This is a genomic window from Microbispora sp. CA-135349, assembly GCF_050947365.1.
Lineage (GTDB): Bacteria > Actinomycetota > Actinomycetes > Streptosporangiales > Streptosporangiaceae > Microbispora.
This window is the reverse complement of record NZ_CP192001.1, coordinates 2,809,512-2,835,089: the sequence shown is the minus strand read 5'-3', so window position 1 is coordinate 2,835,089 and position 25,578 is coordinate 2,809,512. Positions and strand designations below refer to the sequence as shown.

The 25,578-nt window shown below is 70.5% G+C and carries 25 protein-coding genes and 1 tRNA gene; 9 read left to right on the top strand and 17 right to left on the bottom strand.

Translation table 11 applies throughout. The annotated features are described in order from the left end of the window. Positions 1-5 precede the first annotated feature (5 nt). Positions 6-1,178, top strand: coding sequence for a M20 metallopeptidase family protein (locus ACQPZZ_RS13365; protein ID WP_432932016.1), 1,173 nt, complete (start codon positions 6-8; stop codon positions 1,176-1,178). A 3-nt stretch (positions 1,179-1,181) separates the two neighbouring features. Here the strand turns inward: ACQPZZ_RS13365 and ACQPZZ_RS13360 are convergent, their stop codons facing one another. From ACQPZZ_RS13360 to ACQPZZ_RS13340, 5 genes are all read right to left on the bottom strand, one after another. Beyond that, a complete protein-coding gene (locus ACQPZZ_RS13360) occupies positions 1,182-1,604 on the bottom strand; it encodes a TIGR02611 family protein (protein WP_432932014.1) in 423 nt (140 codons plus the stop codon). Between the two features lie 60 nt (positions 1,605-1,664). Further along, on the bottom strand, positions 1,665-2,843 hold the full coding sequence (locus ACQPZZ_RS13355; RefSeq protein WP_432932012.1) for an acetate/propionate family kinase: 1,179 nt from the start codon (positions 2,841-2,843) through the stop codon (positions 1,665-1,667). An 83-nt stretch (positions 2,844-2,926) separates the two neighbouring features. Further along, the gene (gene pta / locus ACQPZZ_RS13350) at positions 2,927-4,984 is read right to left on the bottom strand and encodes a phosphate acetyltransferase (RefSeq protein ID WP_432932010.1); all 2,058 of its coding nucleotides are present in this window, start codon (positions 4,982-4,984) and stop codon (positions 2,927-2,929) included. 310 nt (positions 4,985-5,294) lie between these two features. Next, a complete protein-coding gene (locus ACQPZZ_RS13345) occupies positions 5,295-5,828 on the bottom strand; it encodes a hypothetical protein (protein WP_432932008.1) in 534 nt (177 codons plus the stop codon). A gap of 150 nt (positions 5,829-5,978) precedes the next feature. Next, on the bottom strand, positions 5,979-8,741 hold the full coding sequence (locus tag ACQPZZ_RS13340; RefSeq protein ID WP_432932006.1) for a cellulose binding domain-containing protein: 2,763 nt from the start codon (positions 8,739-8,741) through the stop codon (positions 5,979-5,981). Positions 8,742-8,982: 241 nt separating this feature from the next. On the opposite strand from ACQPZZ_RS13340, the gene ACQPZZ_RS13335 reads away from it, so the two are divergent. Continuing rightward, positions 8,983-9,810: a patatin-like phospholipase family protein gene (locus ACQPZZ_RS13335; RefSeq protein WP_363646109.1), complete on the top strand. Its 828-nt coding sequence runs from the start codon at positions 8,983-8,985 to the stop codon at positions 9,808-9,810. 158 nt (positions 9,811-9,968) lie between these two features. Here the strand turns inward: ACQPZZ_RS13335 and ACQPZZ_RS13330 are convergent, their stop codons facing one another. Then, positions 9,969-10,166, bottom strand: a complete 198-nt coding sequence (locus tag ACQPZZ_RS13330) for a DUF2795 domain-containing protein (RefSeq protein WP_432932004.1) — start codon at positions 10,164-10,166, stop codon at positions 9,969-9,971. Positions 10,167-10,351: 185 nt separating this feature from the next. Here ACQPZZ_RS13330 and ACQPZZ_RS13325 point away from each other — a divergent pair, with 185 nt between their 5' ends. Both ACQPZZ_RS13325 and ACQPZZ_RS13320 read left to right on the top strand, forming a co-directional pair. Continuing rightward, the gene (locus tag ACQPZZ_RS13325; protein WP_432932002.1) at positions 10,352-12,025 is read left to right on the top strand and encodes a sodium:solute symporter family protein; all 1,674 of its coding nucleotides are present in this window, start codon (positions 10,352-10,354) and stop codon (positions 12,023-12,025) included. A 9-nt stretch (positions 12,026-12,034) separates the two neighbouring features. Next, the gene (locus ACQPZZ_RS13320; protein WP_363646112.1) at positions 12,035-12,274 is read left to right on the top strand and encodes a hypothetical protein; all 240 of its coding nucleotides are present in this window, start codon (positions 12,035-12,037) and stop codon (positions 12,272-12,274) included. A gap of 45 nt (positions 12,275-12,319) precedes the next feature. Here ACQPZZ_RS13320 and ACQPZZ_RS13315 read toward each other — a convergent pair whose 3' ends face one another. Continuing rightward, a complete protein-coding gene (locus tag ACQPZZ_RS13315) occupies positions 12,320-13,021 on the bottom strand; it encodes a TetR/AcrR family transcriptional regulator (protein WP_432934376.1) in 702 nt (233 codons plus the stop codon). A 47-nt stretch (positions 13,022-13,068) separates the two neighbouring features. Here ACQPZZ_RS13315 and ACQPZZ_RS13310 point away from each other — a divergent pair, with 47 nt between their 5' ends. From ACQPZZ_RS13310 to ACQPZZ_RS13295, 4 genes are all read left to right on the top strand, one after another. Then, positions 13,069-13,950: a hypothetical protein gene (locus ACQPZZ_RS13310; protein ID WP_432932001.1), complete on the top strand. Its 882-nt coding sequence runs from the start codon at positions 13,069-13,071 to the stop codon at positions 13,948-13,950. Continuing rightward, positions 13,947-15,278 carry a methyltransferase family protein gene (locus ACQPZZ_RS13305; protein WP_432932000.1) on the top strand — a complete coding sequence of 444 codons (1,332 nt, stop codon included), beginning with the start codon at positions 13,947-13,949 and terminating at the stop codon, positions 15,276-15,278. Before ACQPZZ_RS13310 ends, ACQPZZ_RS13305 begins: the two co-directional genes overlap by 4 nt. Positions 15,279-15,344: 66 nt before the next feature. Next, positions 15,345-16,244 carry an SDR family NAD(P)-dependent oxidoreductase gene (locus tag ACQPZZ_RS13300; RefSeq protein WP_432931998.1) on the top strand — a complete coding sequence of 300 codons (900 nt, stop codon included), beginning with the start codon at positions 15,345-15,347 and terminating at the stop codon, positions 16,242-16,244. 160 nt (positions 16,245-16,404) lie between these two features. Next, positions 16,405-16,986, top strand: a complete 582-nt coding sequence (locus ACQPZZ_RS13295; RefSeq protein WP_432931997.1) for a TetR/AcrR family transcriptional regulator — start codon at positions 16,405-16,407, stop codon at positions 16,984-16,986. Between the two features lie 11 nt (positions 16,987-16,997). Here the strand turns inward: ACQPZZ_RS13295 and ACQPZZ_RS13290 are convergent, their stop codons facing one another. Next, positions 16,998-18,014: a substrate-binding domain-containing protein gene (locus ACQPZZ_RS13290; protein WP_432931995.1), complete on the bottom strand. Its 1,017-nt coding sequence runs from the start codon at positions 18,012-18,014 to the stop codon at positions 16,998-17,000. A 242-nt stretch (positions 18,015-18,256) separates the two neighbouring features. On the opposite strand from ACQPZZ_RS13290, the gene ACQPZZ_RS13285 reads away from it, so the two are divergent. Next, positions 18,257-18,333 (top strand) — tRNA-Ile (locus tag ACQPZZ_RS13285). 245 nt (positions 18,334-18,578) lie between these two features. On the opposite strand, the gene ACQPZZ_RS13280 is transcribed toward ACQPZZ_RS13285, so the two are convergent. From ACQPZZ_RS13280 to ACQPZZ_RS13240, 9 genes are all read right to left on the bottom strand, one after another. After that, positions 18,579-19,940: a tyrosine-type recombinase/integrase gene (locus ACQPZZ_RS13280; RefSeq protein ID WP_432931993.1), complete on the bottom strand. Its 1,362-nt coding sequence runs from the start codon at positions 19,938-19,940 to the stop codon at positions 18,579-18,581. Further along, complete coding sequence (locus ACQPZZ_RS13275) at positions 19,937-20,128, bottom strand: helix-turn-helix transcriptional regulator (protein ID WP_357041402.1); 192 nt, start codon at positions 20,126-20,128, stop codon at positions 19,937-19,939. Before ACQPZZ_RS13275 ends, ACQPZZ_RS13280 begins: the two co-directional genes overlap by 4 nt. Beyond that, a complete protein-coding gene (locus ACQPZZ_RS13270; RefSeq protein WP_432931991.1) occupies positions 20,125-21,741 on the bottom strand; it encodes a replication initiator in 1,617 nt (538 codons plus the stop codon). Before ACQPZZ_RS13270 ends, ACQPZZ_RS13275 begins: the two co-directional genes overlap by 4 nt. After that, positions 21,738-21,899, bottom strand: a complete 162-nt coding sequence (locus ACQPZZ_RS13265; protein ID WP_432931989.1) for a hypothetical protein — start codon at positions 21,897-21,899, stop codon at positions 21,738-21,740. The genes ACQPZZ_RS13270 and ACQPZZ_RS13265 overlap by 4 nt, the downstream gene beginning before the upstream one ends. Beyond that, positions 21,886-23,325 carry an FtsK/SpoIIIE domain-containing protein gene (locus ACQPZZ_RS13260; RefSeq protein ID WP_432931987.1) on the bottom strand — a complete coding sequence of 480 codons (1,440 nt, stop codon included), beginning with the start codon at positions 23,323-23,325 and terminating at the stop codon, positions 21,886-21,888. The genes ACQPZZ_RS13265 and ACQPZZ_RS13260 overlap by 14 nt, the downstream gene beginning before the upstream one ends. A gap of 87 nt (positions 23,326-23,412) precedes the next feature. After that, positions 23,413-23,742: a hypothetical protein gene (locus ACQPZZ_RS13255; protein ID WP_432931985.1), complete on the bottom strand. Its 330-nt coding sequence runs from the start codon at positions 23,740-23,742 to the stop codon at positions 23,413-23,415. Continuing rightward, on the bottom strand, positions 23,742-24,173 hold the full coding sequence (locus ACQPZZ_RS13250) for a plasmid replication, integration and excision activator (RefSeq protein WP_432931983.1): 432 nt from the start codon (positions 24,171-24,173) through the stop codon (positions 23,742-23,744). The genes ACQPZZ_RS13255 and ACQPZZ_RS13250 overlap by 1 nt, the downstream gene beginning before the upstream one ends. Positions 24,174-24,324: 151 nt before the next feature. Continuing rightward, the gene (locus ACQPZZ_RS13245) at positions 24,325-24,822 is read right to left on the bottom strand and encodes a hypothetical protein (RefSeq protein ID WP_432931981.1); all 498 of its coding nucleotides are present in this window, start codon (positions 24,820-24,822) and stop codon (positions 24,325-24,327) included. 19 nt (positions 24,823-24,841) lie between these two features. After that, positions 24,842-25,558 (bottom strand): GntR family transcriptional regulator, encoded by a 717-nt coding sequence (locus ACQPZZ_RS13240; RefSeq protein ID WP_432931979.1) that lies wholly within the window; start codon positions 25,556-25,558, stop codon positions 24,842-24,844. Between the last annotated feature and the right edge of the window lie 20 nt (positions 25,559-25,578).

The window sequence follows — 25,578 nt, the reverse complement described above, 5'->3', positions numbered from 1 at the left end:
GGACCATGACCCTCCAGGACGACCTCGTCGAGCTTCGCCGCGCGCTGCACCGGGAGCCGGAAATCGGCCTCGACCTGCCCCGCACACAGGAGAAGGTGCTCGCCGCGCTCGACGGCCTGCCCCTGGAGATCACCACCGGCGAGCGCCTGTCGTCGGTGACCGCCGTCCTGCGCGGCGGCCGCCCGGGCCCCGCCGTGCTGCTGCGCGCCGACATGGACGCGCTGCCGGTGCACGAGAAGACCGACGTGCCCTACCGGTCGCGCTTCGACGGCCGCATGCACGCCTGCGGGCACGACCTGCACACGGCCATGCTGGTGGGAGCCGCCCGCCTGCTCAGCGAGCGCCGCGCCGACCTCGCCGGAGACGTGGTGCTGATGTTCCAGCCCGGCGAAGAGGGCCAGGAGGGCGCCCGGCTGATGATCGAGGAGGGGGTGCTCGACGCGGCGGGGGCCAGGCCCGTCGCGGCGTACGGCATGCACGTGTTCGCCACGACGATCCCGCGTGGGCTGTTCCTGACCAGGGGCGGGCCCGTGCTGGCCGCGTGCGACACGCTGACCGTGACCGTGCGCGGCAGAGGCGGTCACGGATCCGCCCCCCACCGCGCCCTCGACCCGATCCCCGCGGCCTGCGAGATGGTGACGGCCCTGCAGACCCACGTCACCCGGGGGTACGACGTGTTCGACCCGGTCGTGGTGACCGTGGGCAGCTTCCACGCCGGCACCACCGACAACGTGATCCCGGACGAGGCCGTCTTCGAGACCACCGTGCGTACGTTCTCGACCGGCTCACGCGACCGCGTCAGAGAGGGCCTGGTCCGGCTCGTCCGCGGCATCGGCGAGGCGCACGGGCTCACCGTCGAGTGCGCGTTCGGCATCGGCTATCCCGTGACCGTCAACGACGACGCCGAGGCCGAGTTCGCCGCCATGACCGTGCGGGAGACCCTCGGCGAGGACCGCTACTTCCCGCTGCCCACCCCGGCGACCGGCTCGGAGGACTTCTCGTACGTGCTGGAGCAGGTGCCGGGCGCGTTCCTCGTGGTCGGCGCCTGCCCGCCCGGCCGGGATCTCGCCACGGCCCCGGCCAACCACTCGGCCGAGGCGGAGTTCGACGACGCCATCCTGTCCGACGGCGCGGCACTGCTCGGCGAGCTGGCGATCCGCAGGCTGGCCCGCGGCTGACGGTCAGCCCAGGAGTTCGCGGGCCTTCTGTATCAGGTCGATGCCGAGGGTCAGCCGGACCGACACCCAGACGATGGCGCCGGCGCAGAGCAGGGTGAGCGCGCTCGCGACGATGCGGACGAACCAGTTCTGCCGCTTGAGCCAGCCGGTCGCCGCCCTGACCTTGTCCTTGGCGAACTCCAGCAGCCGGGACGCCCAGGGAAACTCGGTGGCCAGGACGGCGAGCCCGGCGAAGACCACCAGCCAGCCCGGCCCAGGGAAGGGCACCATGATCAGGCCGGCGATCACGAGAGCGGCGCCGATCACCCCGATGACGATCCGCAGCGTCAGCCGGCCCGCCGGAGTCGCGCGGACCCGGTCGAGCCAGCCCGGCGAATCGGCGGTCTCCTCTTGTCCACCCGTACGACTGTCCTCAGCCGTCGCCACACGGCTCACCCCCATTCGCTGACCACGATAGCCAGCGGACGACCGCGGCGATCGGCGGGTTCACGCGTCCCCGAGGCAGGCGGCGGTCTGCTCGGCGATCTCCAGTTCCTCGTTGGTGGGCACCACCAGCACCGTCACCTCGGCACCCTCCGGGGAGATCACCCTGGCCTCCGCCGACTCGGCGGCGTTGCGATCGGGATCGATCTCGATTCCGAGCCGGATGAGCCCGGTCGCCGCGAGCGCGCGGACACGGGGGCTGTTCTCCCCCACGCCGCCGGTGAAGACGAGGGCGTCCACGTCGCCGAGCGCCGCGTAGTAGGCGCCGATGTAGGCGCGCACGCGGTAGCCGTAGACGTCGAGGGCGAGCCGGGCGTCCTCGTCGCCGGAGTCGGCCAGCCGCCACACCTCCCGCATGTCGTTGGCGCCGCACATGCCGAGCAGGCCGCTCTCCTTGTTGAGCGCCGCGTCGACGCCCGCGAGGTCCATGCCGGCGACGCGGCCGAGGTAGGCGCCCAGAGCCGGGTCTACGTCGCCGGATCGGGTGCCCATCACCAGCCCGGCGAGCGGGGTGATGCCCATCGAGGTGTCCACGCTGCGCCCGCCCCGCACCGCCGTCGCGCTCGCGCCGTTGCCGAGGTGCAGCACGATCGAGTTCACCTCGTCGTACGGCCGGCCCAGCAGAGCCGCCGCCCGGCGGGAGACGTACGCCGTGGAGGTGCCGTGGAAGCCGTAGCGGCGCACGCCGAGCTTGCGGGTCCACTCGCGGGGGACGGCATAGGTGTGCGCGTGGGGCGGGATCGTGCCGTGGAAGGCGGTGTCGAAGACGGCGACGTGCGGCAGGCCGGGGAAGGCCCGCCGGGCGACCCGGATGCCCTCCAGGTTGGCCGGGTTGTGCAGCGGCGCCAGGGGCGCGATCTCCTCGATGGCCCGCTCGACCTCGTCGTCGATCAACACGGGTGTGATGAAGCGGCTGCCTCCGTGGACGACCCGGTGGCCGACCGCGACGACGCCGTCGAGCGGCGGCCCGTGCTCGGCGAAGGCCGCGAGCACCGCCTTCAGCCCCTCCTCGTGGTCGGCCACCCGGCGCTCGGTCCGTACGCCGTCGTGGGTGAGCACGCTCTCGTCCTCGCCGATGCGCTCGATCAGCCCACCCGCCACCGCCCGGCGCGTCCCCATGTCGATGAGGCGGTACTTGATCGACGACGACCCCGTGTTCAGGACGAGGACCTGCCCGCTCACTGTGTCTCCTCCCGCGCCTGCGCGCTCGCTGTGCTCTTCATCGCGCCTGCGCGCTCGCTGTGCCATTCATCGCGCCCGCGCGCTCATTGTGCTTCCCGGTGCGCCTGCGCCTGGATGGCCGTGATCGCGACGGTGTTGACGATGTCGCCCACGGTCGCCCCGCGGGACAGGTCGTTGACCGGCTTGCGCAGGCCCTGCAGGACCGGCCCGATCGCGACCGCGCCGGCGCTGCGCTGCACGGCCTTGTAGAGGTTGTTGCCCGTGTTGAGGTCGGGCACCACGAACACCGTCGCCCGACCGGCCACCGGGCTGCCCGGCATCTTGGTCCGCGCCACGCTCGGCTCGGCCGCGGCGTCGTACTGGATGGGGCCCTCGACGGGCAGGTCCGGCCGCAGCTCGCGGACCCGCGCGGTGGCCTCGCGCACCTTGTCCACCTCGGGCCCCGCGCCGGACTCGCCGGTCGAGTACGACAGCATCGCCACGCGCGGCTCGACCCCGAACGTGGCGGCCGTGGCGGCCGACGAGATCGCGATGTCGGCGAGCTGGGCGGCCGTGGGGTCGGGGACGACGGCGCAGTCGCCGTACACGAGGACGCGGTCGGCCAGGCACATGAAGAAGACGCTGGACACGACCCCGACCCCCGGCGAGGTCTTGATGACCTCGAACGAGGGCCTGATCGTGTGGGCGGTGGTGTGGGCGGAGCCGGAGACCATGCCGTCGGCCAGCCCGAGGTGGACCATCATCGTGCCGAAATAGGAGACGTCGGTCACGATGTCGCGGGCCTGCCCGACGGTCACGCCCTTGTGCGCGCGCAGCCGGGCGTACTCCTCGGCGAACAGCTCGCGCAGCTCCGGGTCGAACGGACTGACCACGCGGGCGCCGTCGACGGCCAGGCCCATCGTGGCGGCCGCCAGCCGGATCTCCCGCTCGTCGCCCAGCAGGGTCAGCTCGGCCACGCCCCGGCGCAGCAGGCTGTCGGCGGCGCGGAGGATCCGCGGCTCGGCGCCCTCCGGCAGCACGATGTGCCTGCGGTCGGCGCGGGCGCGGTCGAGCAGGTCGTACTCGAACATGAGCGGGGTGATCGCCGCGGCCTTGGTGACCCGCAGGCTGCGCAGCAGCGCCCCGGCGTCGACGTGCTCGGCGAAGACCCCGAGCGCGGTGTCGATCTTGCCCTTGGCGTCCGGGCTGAACCGGCCCTCGGCCTTCGACAGTGTGGTCGCGGTCTCGAACGTGCCCCCGCCGGTCGTGATGATCGGCAGCCGGATGTCCATGCCCTTGAGCAGGCGGACGACCGCGTCGGGCAGCTCCAGCCCGCCGTTGAGGATGATCGCCGACAGGGCGGGGAACGTGGGGGCCTTGTGCGCGGCCAGCAGCCCCGGCACCAGCGCGGCGGCACGATCGGCGGGGACCACGACCGCCAGGCCCTCGGTGAGGCGCTCCAGGATGTTCGGCAGCGACATGGCGCCGATCATCAGCCCGCCCGTCTCCCGGCCGAGCTGATCGTCGTCGCCCATGAACAGCTCGCCGTCGCAGGCGGCCATCAGGTCGCTGACCGTCGGCGCGGACAGCCGCCGCACCTCCGGCAGGACGTACGCGGGGACGCGGGCGGCGACCTCGTCCACCAGGCCGGGGGCGACCCGGGTGACGACCGTGGCCAGCTCGGTGGCGTGCCGCTCGGCCAGCTCCTTGCGCGACATCTCGACCGCCGCGGCGATCTCGTCGGGGGTGCGGTCGAGCCCGGTCACCACGTTCATCACCGGTGTGCCCAGGTTGGCGGCGAGCTCGGCGTTGAACACGAACTCGGTGGGCGCGCCCACGTCGGTGTAGTCGGTGCCGATCACCACGACCGCGTCGCACCGCCCGGCGAGCGCCCGGTAGCGGGCCAGGATCTCCCCGGCCGCGCGCTCCTCGTCGGCGTGCACCTCCTCGTAGGTGGCGCCGGTGCACATGGCGTAGGGCAGGCCGATCCCGAAGCGGCTGCGCGCGGTGTTGACCAGGCTGTCCTCGCGGCCGGACCGGACGACCGGCCGGAACACGCCGACCGTGCCCACCTGGCGGGTCAGCAGCTCGATCATGCCGAGGGCGATCGTGCCCTTGTTGCTCCTCGCGTCACCGGCAGCGACGTACACACCGATCGCCATCGCGTCTTCACCCCTGTGGTCCGGCGCGGCCCGGCGGCCCGCTCTGGCAAGGCTACGCGAAAGGCCCTACGGACATACCAGCCGGACGTCACAGCGTACGGCTCTTCCCCACGGGTCGCGGTATCTCGCAGGCGTCCGCCTCGCAGGTTCCCCGTCGGACGCGGATTAGTCATGGGAACATCACCCAGAGTGATGTGCGGAGCGGTCTTCCGAGGTATGCTTGTAGACGCCGCCCCCTGCGAGGGGGAGAGGAAGTGAGCCCGGGCTTACCGCCGGAATTGACGGGAACCCGGGCTTCGCGTTTTTCCCATCATTCACATGTCACGCGCTCGCTCACATGTCCGCCGCGGAGCAGGCTCCAGAAGGTGTCGTCGCCCGCCTCGGCTCTAGCAACTGTTCCCGCGACGACATCAGGAAGCCACAGGAGTTCCTCGATCAGAGGGTCGCCCCACTCGACGTTCATGTCGTGCGGCAGCGCTTGCTGAGCGCGGAGGGCGTTGACCAGGTCAAGGTCCTCTTTGTCGCCTTCGGTATTCCGCCGCTCCATAACTACCTGGCGTACGCCATGCAGCGCCAACTGCCACAGAAGTCGCTCCAGGCACTTGCGCCGGGCCCGCCTCTGCTTCGCCGGCAGGAGCCCGGTGCCGATCACGATGGCCGTGGTCAGCGACAGGGCTGCGATGGCTCGTGCGATTTCCAGACGCCGCTTCCGGCCTTCGTCTCGCCAGTGCAAGCGTGGTTGCTTGGCCAGTAGGAGATCACGCAGGACTGCCCGGTGCTCGGCGGCACGACCGGCGGGCACGATGACAGCGGCCAGCACGTAAAGACCCTCGTCGACACGCATCGACTCGTCCACGTATGCGCGTGACTCACTGTACATGAGCCATTACTATACGTTGACCTTCTGAAACCGTGCCACGATTCGGACAACAGGACGAGGGAGCCTCGAAGGCTCCGGCCGTTCTCACTGGGCTGAAAAATGGGCCGTGCTATCTCACGAGGCGGCGCAGGTCACCGGCGACGGCACGGCGTTGGCGCCGTTCCAGCTCGCCTGGAATCCGAACGTGGCGGACGCCCCGGAGCCGACCGAGCCGTTGTAGCTCACGTTGGTGACCGTGACGTTCGCCCCGGACTGGCTCACCGTGCCGTTCCAGAGCTGACTGATCGTCTGGCCGTTCGCGAAGGCCCACTTGACGCTCCAGCCGCTGATCGAGGCGCTGCCGGTGTTCTTCACCGTGACCTCGCCCTGGAAGCCGCCCGGCCACTGGTTGACGACGTTGTACGTCGCCGAGCACGCCTTGCCGCCGCTGCCCGACGGGCTCGCCGAAGGCGACGGGCTCGGGGACGGGCTGGGCGAGGGCGACGGGCTGGGCGAGGGCGAGGCGGACGGGGACACAGAGGGGGACGCGGAGGGAGACACGGACGGGGACGCCGACGGTGAGACCGAAGCGGACGCCGAGGGCGAGGGGGACGGCGAGGTCCCGCCGGTGCGGTCGCCGTAGATGACGCCCCGGCCGTTGGTGCCGAGGTAGACCCTGCCGTAGATCCGCGGGTCGCCGGTCAGGGCCTCGCCCGCGTTCCCGTACTGGTGCTGGTCGTCGTTGATGCGCACCCAGCTCGCGCCGGTGTCGTCGGACCGGAACAGGCCCTGCACGCCGTCCACCGTGCCCATCAGGTAGAGGGCCTGGTAGGTCTTGCCGGGCGCCGCCTTGCCGAAGCCGATGTTGATCGAGCTGCCGACGTTCGACAGCTTGGTGAACGAGGCGCCCGAGTTGGTGGAGTGCCACAGGCCGCCCTCACCGGCCAGCCAGATGTCGCCCTCCTTGCCGGGCAGCGCCTTGAAGTGCACGCCGGTCGTGGGCAGCCCGGTCGCCGCGGTGGCGGCAAAGCTCGCACCGCCGTTGCTGCTCACGTAGAACTTGCCGCCGGAGAAGGCGTAGAACTTCTGGGCGTTCACCCGGTCGGACTCGACGATCGCGCCCGCCGGGACGCCGCTGGATGCGCTCCAGCTGTTGCCGTAGCCGACGGAGTAGACGACCTGTATGCCGGGGTCGCCCGGCGCCCACACGAAGCGGCTGCCGTCGGCCGCCGCGGCGACGGTGCCGCCGTTGTTGACGCCGCCCGGCTCGGTGCCCTGGAACCAGTTGGCCCCGCCGTCGGTGGAGAAGGCCACGTGGCTGTCGTTCGGCCGGTCGGAGTCGGTGAAGTTGCCGGCCCGCACCATCACGCTCGGGTTGGTCTCGGCGTAGTCGAGCGAGGTCGTGGAGGTGAAGACGGGCTGGGTGAACATCATGGACGGCACGGCGTCGAGGTTGGTGTGCCGGAAGCCGCCGATGTCGCCGAGCGCGCTGATCAGCGGGGCGCCGGTCGGCGGGCTGATCAGGTCGAGCACGGCGGTCTCCTCCAGGCCCTTCACCATCGGCTTGATCGTGAACTGGCCGCCGGAGTCCCACTTGGTGAGGTCGGTGGTGCCGTAGATCGTCGCGCCGGTGCCGTACATCATCCGGTCGGAGTTGAACGGGTCGATCTCCACCGACTCGTTCATCCAGCCGAGCTTGGGCGTGACCTCCGGGGGCTGCGGGTTGGTCCCGAAGGTCAGCCACGGCGCGGACGAGATGTCCATCTTGTAGCGGAAGCTGCGGTTGGGGTAGGACGTCCAGTCCCAGATGCGGGTCCAGGTCGCGCCACTGTCGTTGCTCCGCCAGAAGATGGCGTCGGGCCACCAGGAGACCTGGGTGGCGACCATGATGGTCTTCGGGTTCTGCCGGTCGATGGTCAGGCCGCTGTAGCCGAAGTAGTCGTCGCCGCTGCTGGACGGGATCGGGCTGATCTGGGTCCAGGTGCCGGTTGCGGTGGCGTAGCGCCACACGTCGCCCTTGCCGCCGTCGTACGGGCCGCCGGTGTCGCTGGTGGCGATGTAGAGGTAGCCGTTGACCGTGTCGAGCACGCCCTTGTGGGCGATGTAGCCGGTGGGCTGCCCGGCGACGCGCTCCCACGAGGTGCCGCCGTTGGTGGTGCGGTAGACCGTGTTGCTCTTGTCGGCCACGCCGACGTAGATCGTCTGCGTGGCGTTGCCCGACGTGCCGGTGCGCTTGTCGAAGGTCACCCAGACGACGCCCTGGTTGTCACCGTTGTAGGCGTCCCCGGGGCTGGCGACGTAGTTGCCGGCGTTAGGGAAGTTCGTCACCTTGGACCACGTCGCGCCGGAGTCGGTGCTCCGCCACAGGCCGTTGCCGCTGGGCGCGCCGAAGTAGAGGACGCTGTTCTTGTTCGGGTCCACGGCGAGGCGCTCGCCCATGCCGCGGCCGGGCATGTTGCCGCCCAGCTTGAACGGCAGCGGGGCCACCTGCCAGGTGTCGCCCTTGTTCGACGAGCGCAGGATCGCGCCGTTGTTGGGGTCCCAGCTGTTGGTGTACATGCCGACGGCGGCGTACACCTTGTTGGCGTCCACCGGGTCGGGGGCCACGCTGACGACGCCGTTGTAGCCCCAGTTGGACTGGCCGACCCAGTCGAGCAGCGGCGTCCAGGTCTGGGACGACTGGTTCCACCGGTACGCGCCGCCGATGTCGGTGCGCGCGTAGATCAGGTCCTTCTGGACGGGGCTGAAGACGATGCCGGGCACGAAGCCGCCCCCGGCGATCTGGACGTTCTTGAAGGTGTACGGATCGGCCGTGACGGCCGACACCGGGCTCATCCTGATCACGGCCGTGACCAGGGCCACGGCGGCGACCACGAGCATGGTTGCGAATCTTCGCATGGACGGTTTTCCCTCCGAGCATGGACAACCGGCCATGCACGACCAGGTGGGGACCCTGACCGTCCTTCTGCCACGTGCATGGAAATCTGAAGGGAAGATTCACACATCCGCCGAAGCCGCGTCAATAGTTTGGCGTCCAGACAAATCGCAACCGGTTTCAGCGCCCGGCGGACCGCCTCCATGCAGCGCGTTTTGTCATGATTCGGCCGGAGTACGGCGACTGGTGGAACATAATTCCGGCATGACTACTGCTCTCGTGCTCGGCGGCGGAGGAGTCGCCGGCATCGCCTGGGAGGCGGGAATCGTCACCGGCCTGCGCCGCCTCGGCGTGGACCTGGGGACGGCGGACCGCATCATCGGCACATCGGCCGGCTCGGTCGTCGGCACGCTCGTCGCCACCGGCGCCGACCTGGAGAAGGCCGTCGCCCACCAGGCGAAGGTGGACACGGGCCCGCCCCCGGCCATCGATCACATGAACGAGGTCATGCAGGCGTTCGCCATCATGTTCGACCCGAACCTCGACAGGCGGGAGGCCCGGCGGCGGGTCGGCCAGATGGCCCTGGCGGCCAGGGTCGACCATTACGCCGACCGGCTCGCGGCGGTCGGCGAACGGCTGCCGGTCAAGGAGTGGCCCGAGCGCGAGCTGCTGATCACCAGTGTGGACGCGGCCACCGGTGAGTTCGTGGTGTGGGACCGGTCCTCCGGCGCGCCGCTGGTGCTCGCCGTCGCGTCGAGCTGCGCCGTGCCGATGGTCTTCCCGCCGGTGGAGATCAACGGCCGCAAGTACGTGGACGGCGGGGTCCGTTCGGCGACCAACGCCGACCTCGCGGCGGGCGCCCGCGCGCTCGTGGTGCTCGAACCGCTCGGCAACCTGACCCCCCGGGCCGTCCTCGACGCCGAGATGGCGGAGGCGGGCGCGGCGGCGTCGCACGTCGTCCATCCGGACGAGGCGGCGGTCGCGGTGTTCGGCCAGAACGTGCTCGACCCGGCCCTGTGGGGACCGGCCTTCGAGGCGGGGATCAACCAGGCCGCCGCCCTCGCCGAGCCGATCGCCGCCGTCTGGTCCTGACCAGCGCCCCCTGGTTCGCGCCCCCTGGTTCGTGCCCCCTGACCCGCGCCTTCTGACCCGCGCTCCGGCCGCGCCGAGACACGAGGAGGCGACGCGAGCGGGCGGCCGGCGCGGGAACGCCTCGTCCCGCACCGGCCGCCCCACGCCGGGACCACCTCTCACTTGGCCTCGGTGACCGCCTTGCTGACCGCGTTGGGGCCGTCGTACTGCCGGTCCGGGATGCGTTCCAGCGCGTTGATGACGGTGTCGTCCGCGCCCTGGTCGCGGGCCGTGCGGATCAGGTCCGACTTGCCCGCCGGATAGTCGACGCCCTTCAGGTGCTTCTGCAGCTGGATCGGGTTCGGTGTGTCGGCCATGACGTGCCTCCCTTCGTCGGTGTCGTCCTGCTCTCCCTCGCCTACCCCCCTGCTCCCCCGCCACTCAGGACTCCGCCGTGCGCCTTCCACCGGCTTTGCGCTGTCCTCACCTGGGCTTTTGTCACGATTGGGTATACAGGGGCGACGGTTGTGAAAGGCCGATACCTGCGGGTAGCTGGCGTGGCGTGCCTGATGCCCAATTGCTGGCCGCACAGGATCTGCGGCTCGACGTCAACGTCCTGGACTACGTGATCCTCGCCCTGTACTTCCTCGTGGTACTGGGAATCGGCTTCGCCGCCAAGCGGGCCGTACGGACGAGTCTGGACTTCTTCCTCTCGGGCCGCGCACTTCCCGCCTGGATCACCGGCCTGGCCTTCATGTCCGCCAACCTCGGCGCGACCGAGGTCCTCGGCATGGCGGCCAACGGCGCGCAGTACGGCGCGATGACCCTGCACTACTACTGGATCGGCGCGGTCCCCGCCATGGTGTTCCTCGGCGTCGTGATGATGCCGTTCTACTACCGGTCCAAGGTGCACAGCGTCCCCGAGTTCATGCGCCGGCGCTTCAACGGGGCGACCCAGCTGCTCAACGCCGGAACCTTCGCCGTCGCGCAGATCCTCATCGCCGGGATCAACCTGTACGCGCTGGCGCTCATCATGGACGCCCTGCTCGGGTGGCCGCTGTGGCTGTCGATCGTCGTGTCGGCCGCGATCGTGCTGGCGTACATCACGCTCGGCGGCCTGTCCTCGGCGATCTACAACGAGGTCATGCAGTTCTTCGTGATCGTCGCCGGGCTCGTGCCGGTGGTGATCATCGGTCTGACCCGGGTCGGCGGCTTCTCCGGACTCGGCGAGAAGGTCAAGCAGAGCGTGCTCGGCGAGGGCGGGCTGCACACCTGGGCACACACCGCCGGCACCGGCAACCCGCTCGACGCCAACTGGATCGGCATCGTCTTCGGCCTCGGCTTCGTGCTGTCCTTCGGCTACTGGACCACGAACTTCGCCGAGGTGCAGCGCGCGCTGTCGGCACGCAACACCAACGCGGCCCGGCTGACCCCGATCGTCGCGGCCTACCCGAAGCTCGTGATCCCGATCGTCACCGTGATCCCCGGTCTCGTCGCGCTCGTGCTCTTCAACAACCTCGGCAAGGACGGCGGGCCGACGTACAACGAGGCGATCCCGCTGCTCATGAACGAGTTCCTGCCCAACGGCGTGCTCGGCGTCGCGGTGACCGGCCTGCTCGCGTCGTTCATGGCCGGCATGGCCGCCAACATCAGCGGCTTCAACACGGTCTTCACCCAGGACATCTGGAAGGCGCACATCAACGGCGACCACCCCGACGAGTGGTACGTGCGGCTCGGCCGCGTCGCGACCGTGGTGGGCGTCCTCGCCGGAATCGGCACCGCGTTCATCGCCGCGGGCTTCGGCAACATCATGAACTACCTGCAGTCGCTGTTCTCGTTCTTCAACGCCCCGCTGTTCGCGACGTTCATCATCGGCCTGTTCTGGCGGCGGATGACCGCCTGGGCGGGCTTCTGGGGCCTGCTGAGCGGCACGGTCTGCGCCTTCGCCTCGTACATCCTCTACAAGGCGGGCGTGTTCGACTTCGGCACCGAGCTGAACGCGAGCTTCTGGGGCGCCGGCATCGCCTTCGTGGTCGACGCGATCGTCTCCGTCGTGGTCACGCTCGCCACCACCCCCAAGCCGGACAGCGAGCTGCGCGGGCTCGTCTACGGCCTGAGCGACGCGTCCGTCTCCGACGACGCGCTGGCGGGAGACGCCGCCTGGTACCGCTCCCCCGTGATCCTCGGCGCCGGGGCGGTGGTCCTCGCCGCGGCGTTCTACCTGCCCTTCCTGTAGGAGGTTTCCATGGCCGCCCCGCAACGGCTGTTCGACATCCGCCGGGTGATCGGTGGTCTGTTCCTGGTGTACGGACTGATCCTCACGGTCACCGGCCTGTTCGACGGCGCCCAGGAGATCCAGAAGGCCGAGGGCATCCGCATCAACCTGTGGACGGGCATCGCGATGCTCGTCGTCGGCGGCGCGTTCCTGCTCTGGGAACGACTGCGCCCGTCCGACGCTCCCGCCCCCTCCGACGAAGAGGAGTGAGACTCCCCCGGCCGCGGTCGCATCGCCGATGCGACCGCGGCTCTTTCATTCCGGCGTCCCTTCCGGCGTTCCCTTCGGCGAGCCGGCGGCGGGCGGACGGCGGCGCCGGGGCATCCTCAGGGTGAGCAGACGGGCGCGCGGCGCGACCCGCGCCGCGAGGCCGAACAGCGCCTCGGTCCGCGTACGGTCCGCGTCGAGGTGCGTGAACAGATTGACGCCCAGGTAGAAGGTGATCGCGGCGTACGCCACGTCACGCGGCGGCATGAGCCGCGCCAGCGGTGAGCCTCCGATGACCCGCTCCAGCGTCTGCTCCACGAAGTCGATCCAGGGATCGGCCCGTTTGACGATCTCCGCGCGCAGCTCGGGGCGGGCGATGCTGGCGCCGACCAGCTCGGAGAACAACGTGATGTGCCCGCCGTCGATGTCGGCCCTGTAGACCCTGGTCGCCGCCTCCACCAGCTCCTCCAGGGTCGAGGCCCCCGCGACCGTCTCCCGGTGGGCCCGCATGCGCTCCTCCGACGAACGGTCGAACGCGGCCAGCAACAGCGGATCGACGCCGCCGAAGTGGTAGAAGACCAGCGCCGAGTTGACGCCCGCCGTCTTCGCGATCGTCCGGGCGCTCGTGCCCGCGTACCCCTGGGTCCTCAACGTCTCCGCCGCCGCCTCGATGAGCCGGTCGCGCGTCTCCGCGCCCGAGTCCCGCTTGCCCGTCAATCCGCCTCCCTTGACAACACCCTCGATCCTCATCATACGGTTTAATCAATCGATTAAATCCATCGCTCAAGGAGCGCCGTATGGAGACGGAAAACCGGGGGCGGCCGCGGCTCGTCCTGGTCGTGATGCTGGCCGGGCTGTTCGCCGCCTACCTGCTCTACGTGGTGCTCCACGCGGGCCGCCTGGAGCAGACCTCGCTGTTCTACGTGGGCATCCCGATGGCCATCGCGATCACCGTGGCGCTGACGGCGCGGCCGAAGAGCGCCACAGGCGTCGCCATGGCCACGACCACGATCGGCCTCGCACTGGCCGGGCCGATGCTCGGCGAGGGCGTCGTCTGCCTGCTGATGTCGGCTCCGCTCTTCTTCCTCGTCGCCTTCATCGTCGGAAACGCCGTCGACTACGTCCGCCGTCAGAACCGGCACGCCGTGGCCGTCGTCGCTCCGCTGCTGCTGGCCGCCCTGCTGGAAGGCGCGACGCCGTTCACCTCGCTGCCGCGCGACGAGGAGGTCACGGCGGTCGCCACGGCGACGCGGGACGTCGACCTCGAGGCCGCCCTGGCCCGCCCGCCCGCCTTCGGCCCGGTCACCTCGCCGCTGCTGCGGCTCGGTTTTCCCCGGCCGCTCGGCGCCGAGGGGCACGGGCTCGCCGTCGGGGACACCCGTACGATCACGTTCACGCCCCGGCGGTCCCTTGGGATCAACGCCCCGCTCGAACCGCGCGCCATGACGCTGCGGGTCGCCGAGCGCTCCCCCGGCCGTGCGGTCTTCCGGGTGGAGCGCGACACGACCCTCGCCCGCTGGATGGACCTGCGCGAGGCCGAGTTCCGCTGGCGGGGACGCCGCCTGGAGGTCGCCTTCCGCTACCGGCGCACCTTCGACCCGGGCTGGTACTTCGGGCCGCTCCAGCGGTACGCCGCGACGCAGGCGGCCGGTTATCTCGCCGCGACCTTCACCTCATGATCACGAACGCGCCGGCACAGGTGACGGATGCCGCTGTCACGCTCCTGCGCGGCGCGGCCCTGTTCGGCCCGCTCGCCGCCGTCCTGGCCGCGACAGCCGTACGCCGGCCGTCCGAGCGGGCGGTCGCCGCGATGATCCTCGCGACGGCCTGGAACCTGCTCGCCCTCGCCCCGGTCAATGTGATCGCGGTGCGGGCCGGCTGGTGGTCCTTCTCCGCCCAGGGCGCGGTGGTGGAGGGGGTCCCGGTGGACCTGCTGTTCGGCTGGGCGCTGCTGTGGGGGGCCCTGCCGTGGGGGGTGCTGCCCGCGCGCGCGGCCCGCCGCCTCCCGCTTCCACTGACCGTCCTCACGCTCGCCTGGCTGGACCTCGCCTTCATGCCCTTGGCCCGCCCGCTCGTCCGGCTCGGCGGCGACTGGTTGTACGGCGAGGCGCTCGCGGTGGCGCTCGGTCTGGTGCCCGGCCTTCTGCTCGCCCGCTGGACCGTACGCGGCGTCGCCGTGGCCGGGCGGGCGACGCTCCAGGCGATGCTCGCGGGCGGGCTCATGCTCGGGCTGCCGGCCGCGCTCACCGGGGTGTGGCGGCAGCCCGGCTGGCTCGCCGGCCTCGGCGTCCAGGTGCTGGCCGTGCCGCTGACGCTCGGCCTGGCGGCCGTCCGGGAGTTCGCGGCGGCCGGCGGCACGCCGCTGCCGTACGACGCGCCGCGCCGCCTCGTCACCAGCGGGCCGTACGCCTATGTGCGCAATCCGATGCAGGTGTCGATGGTCGCGAGCTACCTGCTGCTCGGCGTTCTGGACGTCCGCTTCCTCGCGGCGGCATGCGTGACCGTCGCGTACGGCGCCGGGCTCGCGGCATGGCACGAGGGCGAGCAACTCGCCGGCCGCTTTGGCGGCGCCTGGGTCGCCTATCGGGCGTCCGTACGAGCCTGGCTGCCCCGCCTGCGGCCGTCGCCCGTCATGACGGCGGCGGTCGTCCACGTGTCGGCGACGTGCGGGCAGTGCGCGCCCGTCGGCGGATGGATCCTGCGCCACGCCCCGGTCGCCCTCCGGGTGCGCCCGGCCGAGGCACATCCCCATGGCCTGCGCCGGATGACGTACGAGCGCGCGGACGGGCTGCGGGCCGAAGGGGTGGCGGCCCTCGCCCACGCCGCGTCGCACCTCCACCTCGGCTGGGCGCTCGCCGGCTGGGTCCTGCTGCTGCCCGGCCTGGGCTGGTTCGCACAACTGTGCGCCGACGCCTTCGGGGCCGGGCCGCGGAGCGTGCCGTCCTGGTCCGCGGACCGGGGGACGGACCTGGACGGCAGGCATACGGCTCGCGAACGAACCGGATAGTTCATCCGATTGTGCTACCGTCCCACTTACCGGATGAACTATCCGGTTATCTGGATGGAGGGGCTCATGACGAAGACAGCCGTGGTCACGGCCGGCACAGGGGGCATCGGCCTGGAAACCGCGCTGGGGCTGGCCGCCGCCGGGTTCGCGGTCACTGTGGTCGGGCGCGACCCCGGCCGGGGAGCCAGGGCGGTTGAGCGGATCAACGCGACGCGACCGGCGCACCCCGGCCGGTTCCTGTCCGCCGACCTCGCCTCGCTCGACCAGGTCCGCGCGCTGGCCGGCCGCATCGCCGCCGAGCACGCCGCGTCGGGGGAACCCTTGACGGTGCTGGTCAACAACGTCGGGGCGATGTTCGCCGAGCGCACCGACCTGGGCGGCGTCGAGGCGTCGTTCGTCGTCAACCACCTCTCGCCGTACCTGCTGACCGAACTGCTGCTGCCCACGCTCACCGCCGGGGCGCCGAGCAGGATCGTGAACGTGACCTCGGGCGCGGTCGGCACCGCCAAGCGAGTGTTCGACGCCGTCGAGCCGCCGGGCGGCTACTACGGCTTCCACTGGTACGGCCGCGCCAAGCTCGCCAACCTCGCCTACACGCTCGACCTGGCGAGGCGGCTGGACGGCACGGGCGTGTCGGTCTTCGCCGCCGATCCCGGGGGCGCCGCGACCGACATGACCAACGGCACCCTGACCGACCCGAGGATCGTCTCTCCCGCCCTGCGGCTGCTGTGGCCGCTGGTGCGCCGCACGTTCGAACGCTCCACCTCCGGTCCGGCGTCCGCGGCGGCCAGGCCCTCGATCACCGCCGCCACCGACCACGCGCTGACCGGCCGGACCGGTCTCGTCATCGGGCCCCAGGCTCACCCCGTCGCCCCGTTCCGCGCGGCGACCGACCGCCGCATCGCCGAGGCCGTACGCCTGCTCAGCGAAACCCACGCGCCTGTGGCGGCCGGAACGGACGCCTGACCATCCGCAGGCGCGTCCCCGGGCGCCCGCCGTGTCGCCCTGTCAGCGCCGGCTCGTTCTCGTCGCTCTCCCGGGGCACACGCCGGGCTCCCACCCCGGAACGCCCGCATATGATCGGACGAGCCCGTGAACCACGACGAGCATCCAGGATTCTTCCCACATGACGAGCACGCAGCTGCGCAAAGACGCCGCCCGCAACTGGGAGCGGATCGTCGCCATCGCCCGAGACCTGGTCGACCAGGGCACGGCATTGCAGCTCAACGACGTCGCACGCCGGGCAGGCCTCGGCGTCGCCACGGTCTACCGGCACTTCGCCACCCCCGAGGCACTGCTGGAGGCCGTCGCCGCTCCCTGCCTGGAAGCCCTGGCCGCGCACGGCGAGCAGGCTTTGGCCGACGCCGACCCCCGGCGTGCTCTGGAGGGCTTCCTGCACCGCATCGTCGAAGCACAGGTCACCGACGCCGCCCTGCCCCCGGTCGCGGCGGCGACCACGGACGCCCTGCCGCGCACCACGGAACTCAAGAAGTCGCTGGCGTCCGCCGGCACGGCGCTGCTCGAGCGGGCCCGCCATGCCGGAGTCGTCCGCCCCGACCTCGCCGCCACCGACCTCGTCCCGCTCATGTGCGGCATCGCCCACGCCGTGACCGTCCACGGCGGCACCCCCGCCGACCGGGTCGACACCGCCCGCCGTTACCTCGCCACCCTGCTCGAAGGCATGCGCCCCACACCGCATGCCGGCTGAGCGCGGACGTATCAGTGCGGGGGCGCGCTCTGTCTGCGGGCGGTCCCGTGCTCGGGGGCCTTGTGAGTCGCCGTTCTCGTGACCACGGCGGGCGGGACCAGCACCGCCGGGATCGAAACCGTCGTCCCGTTGGCCACGACGGCCGTGCCGTACACCGTCCTGCCGCCCGCGAGCTCGACCGCCAGCTTGGCGGCGGCGGACGCCTCGGCCGCGGCGTCGGTGCCCACAGTGGCCGTCTGCGTGCCGGCCCTTACACGTCCCAGCGCGGCGGGCCGCCCGCCATACCCGATCAACGGCACCCCGGCCATTCCCGTCCTCGCCATGGCGGCCGCGACGGCCTCCGCCGCCGCTTCGCTCGCGCAGCACACGCCCGCCACCTTCGCGGGCCCACCGAGCGCGGCGACGGCCGCCGCCACCTCGCCCACCGCCTCCTCCGGCCGTGCCACGTCCCGTTCCCAGCCGACCCTCACCCGGCCGTCGAGCACGGCGTGCAGGCCCCGCTTCACCCTCGCGGCGTAGGGGTCCGAGGCGGGTCCGTTGAGAAGCAGCACCGGCCCGGCGACCTTCATGGCCCCGAGCAGCGCCAGTGCCTGCTCCCGCCCGACGCGTGCCGGATCCGTCGCGACGTAGGCGTCCACCGGCCCGTTCGCCAGCCGGCCGTACGCGATGACCTTCGCCCCCGAGAGCTTGGCCCTGGCCACCCAGGGGGCGGCGACCTCGGGATCCACCGCGCCGAGGACCAGCACCCGCACGCCGTCGGCCAGCATCCGGCCGATCTGCCGTCCCTGCCGGGCCCGATCACCCCCGGCGTTCGCGTACTGGACGTGGCAGCGCGGGCACAGCGACGCCAGGGCCCGGGTGAACAGAGGCCGGTCAGGTCCCTCGCCGGGAAGCAGCAGGCCGACGGTGAAGCCCTCGCGCACGTCACCGACCGCTCCGAGTTCCGCTCCCGGCTGCGGCCCGCCCTGCCCGCAGGCGGGAAGGGACATCAGGAGAAGCACGCAGACGCCCGCCAGTCGTCTCCCCACGGGGCACCCTCCGATTCGTTGCGGAGCCACGTTTCGCAGAGCCGTCGTGTGGCGCGATGTCGCCTCATACGTCACATACCCGGACATACGGCGCATGACTCGCAGAGGAACAATCAGGCCCCAGCGCGGACGATCAACCGACAGGACGAGCCGGGTGTGATTACGCCCAGGGCCGAAGGCCGCCGCTCACCTCCGCGCGCCGATCCCCTCTCCCGCTAAGTTGTGAGAGACTCCACCATTGCGGGGCGGTAGCTCAGCCGGTCAGAGCATCGGACTCATAATCCGTGGGTCGTGGGTTCAAGTCCCACCCGCCCTACCAGGTTTGATCAGGGATACCCTGCCTGATCTGCGGTTTCTTCATGGATCATGGTCACTGGGCATGCAGCCGTAGGCCGCCGAGAGCCGCCGTTTGTCGCCAGTCGCGGGATATACGCGGGATGACGCGGACCGCGTTTTCCCAGGTCGCGATGCGGTTTCCGGTGCCTCTGCGGGATGGGTACCCGCGCCTGGAAACGCCGAAGGGTCCCGGAGTGACCCGAGACCCTGAGACGAGGCTGTAGGCGTTCACCCGACGAGGGCCGCCTGTATCCGCTGATTGGCGATCTCACGCTGTCCGTCGATGCACTTGGCGTAGACCCGAAGCATCACGTCAATGCCGTGACCGGCGTGCTCCGCCGCTTCCGGAGCATGGACACCCGCGTTCAACCAGAGGGACACGGCCGCGTGGCGCAGATCGTACGGCCGGGCCGCGAGGGGCGAGGCGACCTGCTCGGGCGTCAGCGCGTACGTCCGAGCCTCCTTCCAGATCTTCGCGTAAGCCGAGGCCGAGATGACCCCGCCCGTTCGCGTGCGAAACAGCCGGCCGTCCTTGGCCGTGCCGTACGTCTCCAGGTGCGTGCGCAGGATCGCGACCAGTTCCGGCGGGATGGGGACGATGCGCGTGATGCCCTCCGCACGGTGCTTGAGGCCCCGTTCGTCGAACCCCTCCCCCGAGTCGGTGAACCGCTTGCCGCTCTGCGGCCGGGTCTTCTCCAGCGTCAGCAGGCCCCAGCCAGACGAGGGCAGGTGACAGTCCTTCTCACGCAGCCCGGCCGCCTCGGCGGGACGTAGGCCACCGAAGTACATACAGGCGAACATCGCGGCCAGCATCGGCCCGCGCGTCCGGCCGCAGTAAGTGAGCGCGACGAGGAGCTCCCTCGCCTGGGCCGGGTTGACGACGGACCGCCGGTCTACCTCGCCGCTCGTCTTGGGACGGCGCAGTTTCACCCGGTCGAGCGGATTTGCCGAAAGCTCTTCCAGCTCCACCGCGTACTCCAGGGCGTGATGGAACACCGCCCGCTTGCGCCGAAACGTTGACGTCGCGGCGGCCTTGCCGTCGAGGAGCAGCGCGAGAGCGTCCAGGGCCGCCCTGGCGTACTTCGCGTCCTCCAGCGCGGTCAAGGGCAGCGAGGCCGCTTCCAGCCAGCGCAGTGCCGCCGTGATCTCCGGCGAGGGGGCCGGGCGACGGTCGGCCGGGATGAAGGCGTACTCGCGCAGCGCCCGCCGCAGGGTCTCGTCATCGGGGCGGCCCGGCCGGTCGCTGGTGAGCACGGGCGTGACGTTGGACAGCGCGTCCGTCATGCCCTCCCGGCTCTTGGCCGCCGAGTGAGGCCAGCGGGTCTCGACGTAGGCGACGGCGAAGGCGAACCAGGTGCGCGCCTTCTTGGCCTTGAGCATGGATTCCGGGAGGCCGGTCTCCACGTCGAACGCCTCGCCGCGCTTGGCGGCCTGCCGGAGGTCGGACAGCCAGTTGTCCGCGAGCGCCTTTGTCCCGAAGCTCTTGGACTTCTCCCGGCCGCCGACCTTCCAGCGCACCTCATACGACGGTTTCTTGCTCGACTTGTTCCGCCTGGTCTCCCAGAACTTCACGTCATAGGAGGCGTTCACGCGACCTCCCGGAGGCTCTCAAGCCAGGCGGTGAACTCGCTGCGGTAGATGCGGATCTCCCCGTTGGGGAGCTTCAGGCCCTCGGGAGCCTTGCCGATCTCGCGCCAGCGGTAGAAGGTGCGGCGGGAGATGCCGCCAAGCTCGGCGAGGATCTCGGGAACCGTCATCAGTTTGTCGTCCTTCTTCACGCCGCCCTCCCCTCAGTTGCCGGAAGTTCGAGGCCATCCGCTTCGGCCTGGAGCCGGTCGAGATGGTTGCGCCAGCGCTGGCGTTCGTGGACCGAGCGGAGCAGTCGGACGCCGATCGGGGCGAGGTCGGGGTCACCGGGCTTGACGGGTCGCCAGATGTAGCGGTGGGGGTCGACCGGCTCGTCTGGCAGGCCGAGGGCTTCCAGGACCCAGGTACGGCGGTCCTGCTTGTGCTCGGTCGGGGACTTGTTGGACCACTTCCGCGAGACGAGCACGCGTCGGCCCGCGTAGCCGAGGTGATCGGGCTTGTGCGCCTTGCCCCTGCACCGGCCGGGAGTCATGCCGGGCTTGGCGCCCTTGGGCTGCACGCCGTACCGGAGCCAGTTCGGGCAGGTCGGCGCGCACGGCTCGAACCGCAGCGCCTCCAACAGCCGTTCGGCGTGAACCTGCCGGCGAGGATCATCAGTGCCGAGGTCGTCGCCCAGGCTCTTTGTCAGGTACTTCGACAGGTAGCCGATCAACTGGTCAGCGTCCGGCGTTCCGGCGAGCACGCCCTTGATGTCGAGCTGGTCGCCGAAGCGGAGCACGTGCAGGGGTTCGGCCTCGTCGTCCTGGTCGAGCTTGTCGAGGGCCTGGTCCCAGGTCGGCAGGACTTCCCCCGTGGTCGGGTCAAGGTAGTCGGCCCCGTCATGCCAGACCGGCAGGTGGTCCCCCTCGAAACGAACCTCATCGGTCGACGGCCACCACACCTGGTGGTACGTCGCGGCGATGATCTGCCGCAGCTCCGCACGCGGAAGGGTCCCGCGGATCGCCATGTGCAGGTGCGGAGCGAGGCGCTTCTGAGGCTCGACGGTGGCGAAGTACTGCACGTCATAGCCCGCCACCCGGCGGAGGTTCTGCACGAAGCGGTCCACGAGCTTGGAGAAGTGCAGCGCGTCCCGGGCCGCCCGCGCATAGTCGTAGGCGTCCGGGTCGAGGGGCGCGCCCTCCAGCACCCGCCCGTACGAGGGCAGCGTGAGCGTGACGAACATCGACGGCCGGTAGACCTTGCCGTCCGAGCCGGTGAAGGTCCGCCCGAGCGTGGTCTTGGTCATCTGCCGCTTGGGCAGATCCGGTGCGTCCTGCCGCCGCTTCGTCGAACGTGTGCGCTTGCCGGAGGCGCGGCCGAGGACGTTGCCGCGCATCCCGGCCCGGTTGATCTCCTCGTCCAAGTCCTCAATGGCGGCGTCCAGGTCGGTGGTGTCACCGCCGGCCTTTTCCACCTCATCCCGCCATGCCTCGGCGTCGGCCCGCAGCTCGACAAGGTGCCGCTGATACTCGTCGGCGTTGTCGGGCAGGTTCACGGGCTCGGCTTCCAGGTGCCAGCCTTCCCGGCACTGCGCCCGCCGGAGTTGCCGGTTGCGCTTGGCACACGGCGGGCACTTGCTCTCCAAGGTCGCCCCACACGGCACGTCGATGACCTCAACCTGGCCGGTGAGGATGTCCTGCCGCCGGAGAGGCACCGGCCGGATGCACACCCCGTACTGCTTGGCGATCTCCTCGACGACATCTCGGGCCAGTGGCATCGCCATGCGGACGGCGCGTGGGGTTGCCCTGTCGTTGGTGACTGTCATTGGTCACCGCCAGAGGGCTCGATGATCACGATTGCCTTCTCGCCGCACTCGCGGCACTCGATGACGCCCCGGATGGGGTAGAGCCACAGCGCGTTACGGGTGCCGCAGGACGCGCAGGTGAGCTCGTCGAGGAGGTGAGAGATCTCAACCACGGGCATGCGCCCCCGCCCTGCCGGTCGAGAAGCTGGCGACCATGGCGCGGATCTCCTCGTCGGAGACGTAGGCCGCACGCACGCGGATCGGGTCGGGTGAGGTCTCCAGCCGGACGTAGCCGACGCCCGCGCCCAGCTCAGGGACCGGTGAGATGTGGTCGGCGAGCGCTCCCCGGTCGCGGGCGCCGTCGCCGAGGACCATGTCCACCTGTTCGGACTCGTCGAGTCGCAAAGCGATCTTGTCGGGGAACAGGTTGCGGATGTTCATGACCTCCTTGCGCGGGTCCTGGAGTGCGGCCATGACGCCGACACCAACGGCGCGGCCTTGTGTGGTGAGCGTGGCGAGCGCCGCTTTGGTTCGCTCGCGGAGGCCCTTGTCGGACTGGTAGGCCGTCAGGAAGGCGACCTCGTCGACGACGACCAGGACGAAGGGGTCCGCCACGGTGGGTGTGTGGGAGCGCTGGTTGCCGCCGAACCGGTCGGCCCGCTCCTGCATGACCGAGACGGCCGACTCCAGCAGGTCGGCGCACTCAGCGGGGGTGGCCGCGTAGCGGGAGCCGAACAGCGCCCGGCCGAAGGACAGTTCCATCCGCTTTGGGTCGAGCGCCCAGACCTGCACCAGCCCGGCCAGCATCGCGGGAAGCAGGCCGCGGATTGCACTCCACAGGTAGGAGCCTTTGCCCGCGCCCGTCGCGCCCGCGATCAGGACATCCGTTCCGTGGACCTTGAGCCGGTACGGTGTGCCGTCCTCACACCGGCCGATCTCGACCGGCCCCACCGAAGGCGTCTCGGGGATCGGGACGGCCGGCAACGGCTCGGCGAGGGGGTCATGCCGGGGCAGGGTCAGCACGAGGCGACCGGCCCGCGCGATCGACACCCGGCAGCTTCGGGCGCCGAAGCCGTGGGCGAGGTGATCGGCCCGGTCGGTCCAGTCCTTGACCGCCTGCCCGTTCAGCATCTTCACGGACACCAAGTCGGCCCAGGAGGTACACCGCACCTTGACCATGCGGGGCAGGTAGTCCCGGCCGCGTAGGTGCCGACCGAGACCGGAGACGATCATCGCCGGTTGCCAGTGCCTCCGGTACACCCACACCAGTCGCCACCAGGCCAGCAGCGGCCAGCCGACCACGCGCAGGAACGAGTCCCGCTCCAGCAGCACCCACGACAAGCCCATCGCGGGAAGGAAACCGGCCAGGACCACGGCCATGCGCCACCCATAGGTGAGGGTGACCACAGCCGGGGCCAGGGCTGCGGTGCAGGCGATCGGGTGACGCCAGAGCGTCCGGACGAGCCCGCGCAGCAGGCGGGCCAGCCAGATCACGATGGTGACGATCGCGGGGGTTTGCATGACGGCCGGGCGGAAGACGACGGCCGTGTCGGGAGTGGTGGAGACGAGGTTACGTGCCTCGTCTCCGGGCAGTCTTCTCAGCATTAGGCTGGAGTCCTCTCAAGCATTGGCGTGCGTGGGAGATCCGAGGGGCCGCCGGAAGTTCCCGCTTCCAGCGGCCCCGCTTACGTGTCAGGCCGCCGAGCCGTCGACGCAGGGAAGGGCGAGCTGGTCGGAGTCGGCCGGCTGCTGCCCGATCAGGCGCTCGCACTCGGCGAGGTAGCGCGAGGCGGCCTGGACGATCTGCCGGGCGATCTCGACGTCCCTGGGGGTGACCGGCCCGGCTGCGGTGGTCGAGACGGTCACGTCCACGCTCGGGCTGGTGATGGCGAAGTAGGGCCGCCCGGAGTCCAGCACCGAGGCCCCGGCCCGCAGCTCGGGCGAGTAGAACGAGATGCCGACGTTGGCCGGGTTGCCGGGGCTGAGCGAGAGCGTGACGTAGGTGTAGGGGTCTCGGAGCATCAGGCCGCCACCTCCTTACCGGCCGCGCCGGTCTGCTTGGTCGAGGCGGCCCCGGTGCGGGGAGCGCGCATCGCCCTCGCTCGCAGGGAGTAGGCCAGGCGTCCGGTGGTCTGGTGGACGTACGGCGTGACCGTCATCTGCTCGAACTCGACCGGCGTGATGGGCAGGCCAGGCGTGGCGGTCGGCGGGACCGGCTGCGCCGGGGCGATGATCTTCACCGCCACCGTCTTCTGAGCGAGCTTGGCGGCCGGGTCGGCGTCCATGACGGCGACCTGCCAGACCAGTTCGCCGGTGGTCTTGTCCTTGGCGAACACGGTGCGCCCGCCAGTTGAGGCGGTGAAGTCCTTGACCTGCTCCACCTCCCCCACGAGGTAGCAGCCGTGCGGGAAGACGTGTTCGAAGGCGATCGGGATGGGTCCTGCAATTGCCATGTGCGTGATTCCTTTGCTCAGGATGAGCACCTCATGCGCTCGTCCACTTGTCCGACCGAGTTCTACTGTAAGTCTTGCTCACTCGTCCGCACAAGTGACCGAGCGAGACGAGCGGGGTAAGACTTAGCTATCCACTGGGTTAGCCCGACGCTCAGGTGCAGCGAAGGTCGAGTCCTGCGCTGGTCCCGTCGTAGAGTTCCACGATCGCTACCGACTCGCCCGGGTAAGCGGATCGCTTGGACGGCTCCGCGAACCAGACCGTGATGCTCGGCCGCCTCTTCTCGACCCCCTCGATCCTGGCGTGCTCGTAGTACTCAGCGAGCTCAGGGCCGGTGAGCTGGGTCCTGAATGTCCATCGGGCGCGATAGTCGCAATGGTTGCCATTCCCGCGAAGGGCGATCGAAGCATCGGGTTCGCTGTAGTCCAGTCGCTCCGTCTTCGGGGGAAGCGGATAGCTCTCGAACCGGTCCACCAGGGCGGCCAGCTTCGCGTCGTCCACCCACTGAGGGATCTTGACCAGGAAGAACAGCCCAACCGCAGGAAGAAGGATCATTAGCGCCGACACAAAGACATAAGCCCCCTTTCGACTGCGCCAGAACGGCCGCTTGATGATCGGCTTCTCATCCACGACAGAGGACACAGTCTTCACGGCACCTCCCGAAGTCGGTCTATGCCACGGGATAGACATCTTCTAGCTCATGAAGATCACCAGGCAAGGCCACGCTCATCACGAGGAGCACCGTCCCGCCCGGGTCGTGCACAGTGGCCAGCACCCCGAGAACCGGCGACGAGGAGCCGAGGAGTTCGGCTTCCTCCTTGGTCGGCTTCCGCGCGGTCAGGCGTTCCGTTACGTGGTCCACACGCAGATGCTTGACCGCCTGGAGGTGCTGCCGGACGCCATGCCGCAGCGGATCAGGCTTATCCAGGTCGGTGCCGAGGGCGATCTCCAAGGGGAACCACAGCGTTTCCGCCGCCGATACCCGGTCGCCCTGCCGCGTGACGCGGTGACGGGCGATCACGGGGGTTCGCTCATCGACGCCCATCAGCTTGGCGACGTGCCGGGGAGCCGGCACCCGGGCGACGCCGACGATGTTCTCGGCGTTCTCGGGATGCTCGGCGCTCGACAGGCCGGGCCGTACCCGCTCGGCGGGGCTTTCCGGGCGGCCCTTCACGAAGGAGCCGCGGCCGTGCTCGCGCTCGATCCAGCCTTGCATGGCAAGGGTCTGAAGCGCCCGCACAACGGTGGTGCGGCCGACGCCGAACTCCCGGACGAGTTGCGTCTCCGAGGGCAGCATGTCGCCGGGCGCGTACTCCCCGTCCCGGATACGCTGCTGAATCGCCGTCATCACCTGGGCGTACTTCGGCGGGGCGAAGTCCATGCTCATGTTAGGCGCCCAATCACTTT

Coding starts and splice junctions, on each gene's coding strand:
- ACQPZZ_RS13305 (WP_432932000.1), top strand. CDS start 13,947: ATGATCACGAACGCGCCGGCACAGGTGACGGATGCCGCTGTCACGCTC.
- ACQPZZ_RS13335 (WP_363646109.1), top strand. CDS start 8,983: ATGACTACTGCTCTCGTGCTCGGCGGCGGAGGAGTCGCCGGCATCGCC.
- pta (WP_432932010.1), bottom strand. CDS start 4,984: ATGGCGATCGGTGTGTACGTCGCTGCCGGTGACGCGAGGAGCAACAAG.
- ACQPZZ_RS13295 (WP_432931997.1), top strand. CDS start 16,405: ATGACGAGCACGCAGCTGCGCAAAGACGCCGCCCGCAACTGGGAGCGG.
- ACQPZZ_RS13270 (WP_432931991.1), bottom strand. CDS start 21,741: ATGACAGTCACCAACGACAGGGCAACCCCACGCGCCGTCCGCATGGCG.
- ACQPZZ_RS13340 (WP_432932006.1), bottom strand. CDS start 8,741: ATGCGAAGATTCGCAACCATGCTCGTGGTCGCCGCCGTGGCCCTGGTC.
- ACQPZZ_RS13265 (WP_432931989.1), bottom strand. CDS start 21,899: ATGCCCGTGGTTGAGATCTCTCACCTCCTCGACGAGCTCACCTGCGCG.
- ACQPZZ_RS13310 (WP_432932001.1), top strand. CDS start 13,069: ATGGAGACGGAAAACCGGGGGCGGCCGCGGCTCGTCCTGGTCGTGATG.
- ACQPZZ_RS13300 (WP_432931998.1), top strand. CDS start 15,345: ATGACGAAGACAGCCGTGGTCACGGCCGGCACAGGGGGCATCGGCCTG.
- ACQPZZ_RS13250 (WP_432931983.1), bottom strand. CDS start 24,173: ATGGCAATTGCAGGACCCATCCCGATCGCCTTCGAACACGTCTTCCCG.
- ACQPZZ_RS13315 (WP_432934376.1), bottom strand. CDS start 13,021: ATGAGGATCGAGGGTGTTGTCAAGGGAGGCGGATTGACGGGCAAGCGG.
- ACQPZZ_RS13330 (WP_432932004.1), bottom strand. CDS start 10,166: ATGGCCGACACACCGAACCCGATCCAGCTGCAGAAGCACCTGAAGGGC.
- ACQPZZ_RS13240 (WP_432931979.1), bottom strand. CDS start 25,558: ATGAGCATGGACTTCGCCCCGCCGAAGTACGCCCAGGTGATGACGGCG.
- ACQPZZ_RS13260 (WP_432931987.1), bottom strand. CDS start 23,325: ATGCTGAGAAGACTGCCCGGAGACGAGGCACGTAACCTCGTCTCCACC.
- ACQPZZ_RS13365 (WP_432932016.1), top strand. CDS start 6: ATGACCCTCCAGGACGACCTCGTCGAGCTTCGCCGCGCGCTGCACCGG.
- ACQPZZ_RS13320 (WP_363646112.1), top strand. CDS start 12,035: ATGGCCGCCCCGCAACGGCTGTTCGACATCCGCCGGGTGATCGGTGGT.
- ACQPZZ_RS13255 (WP_432931985.1), bottom strand. CDS start 23,742: ATGCTCCGAGACCCCTACACCTACGTCACGCTCTCGCTCAGCCCCGGC.
- ACQPZZ_RS13345 (WP_432932008.1), bottom strand. CDS start 5,828: ATGCGTGTCGACGAGGGTCTTTACGTGCTGGCCGCTGTCATCGTGCCC.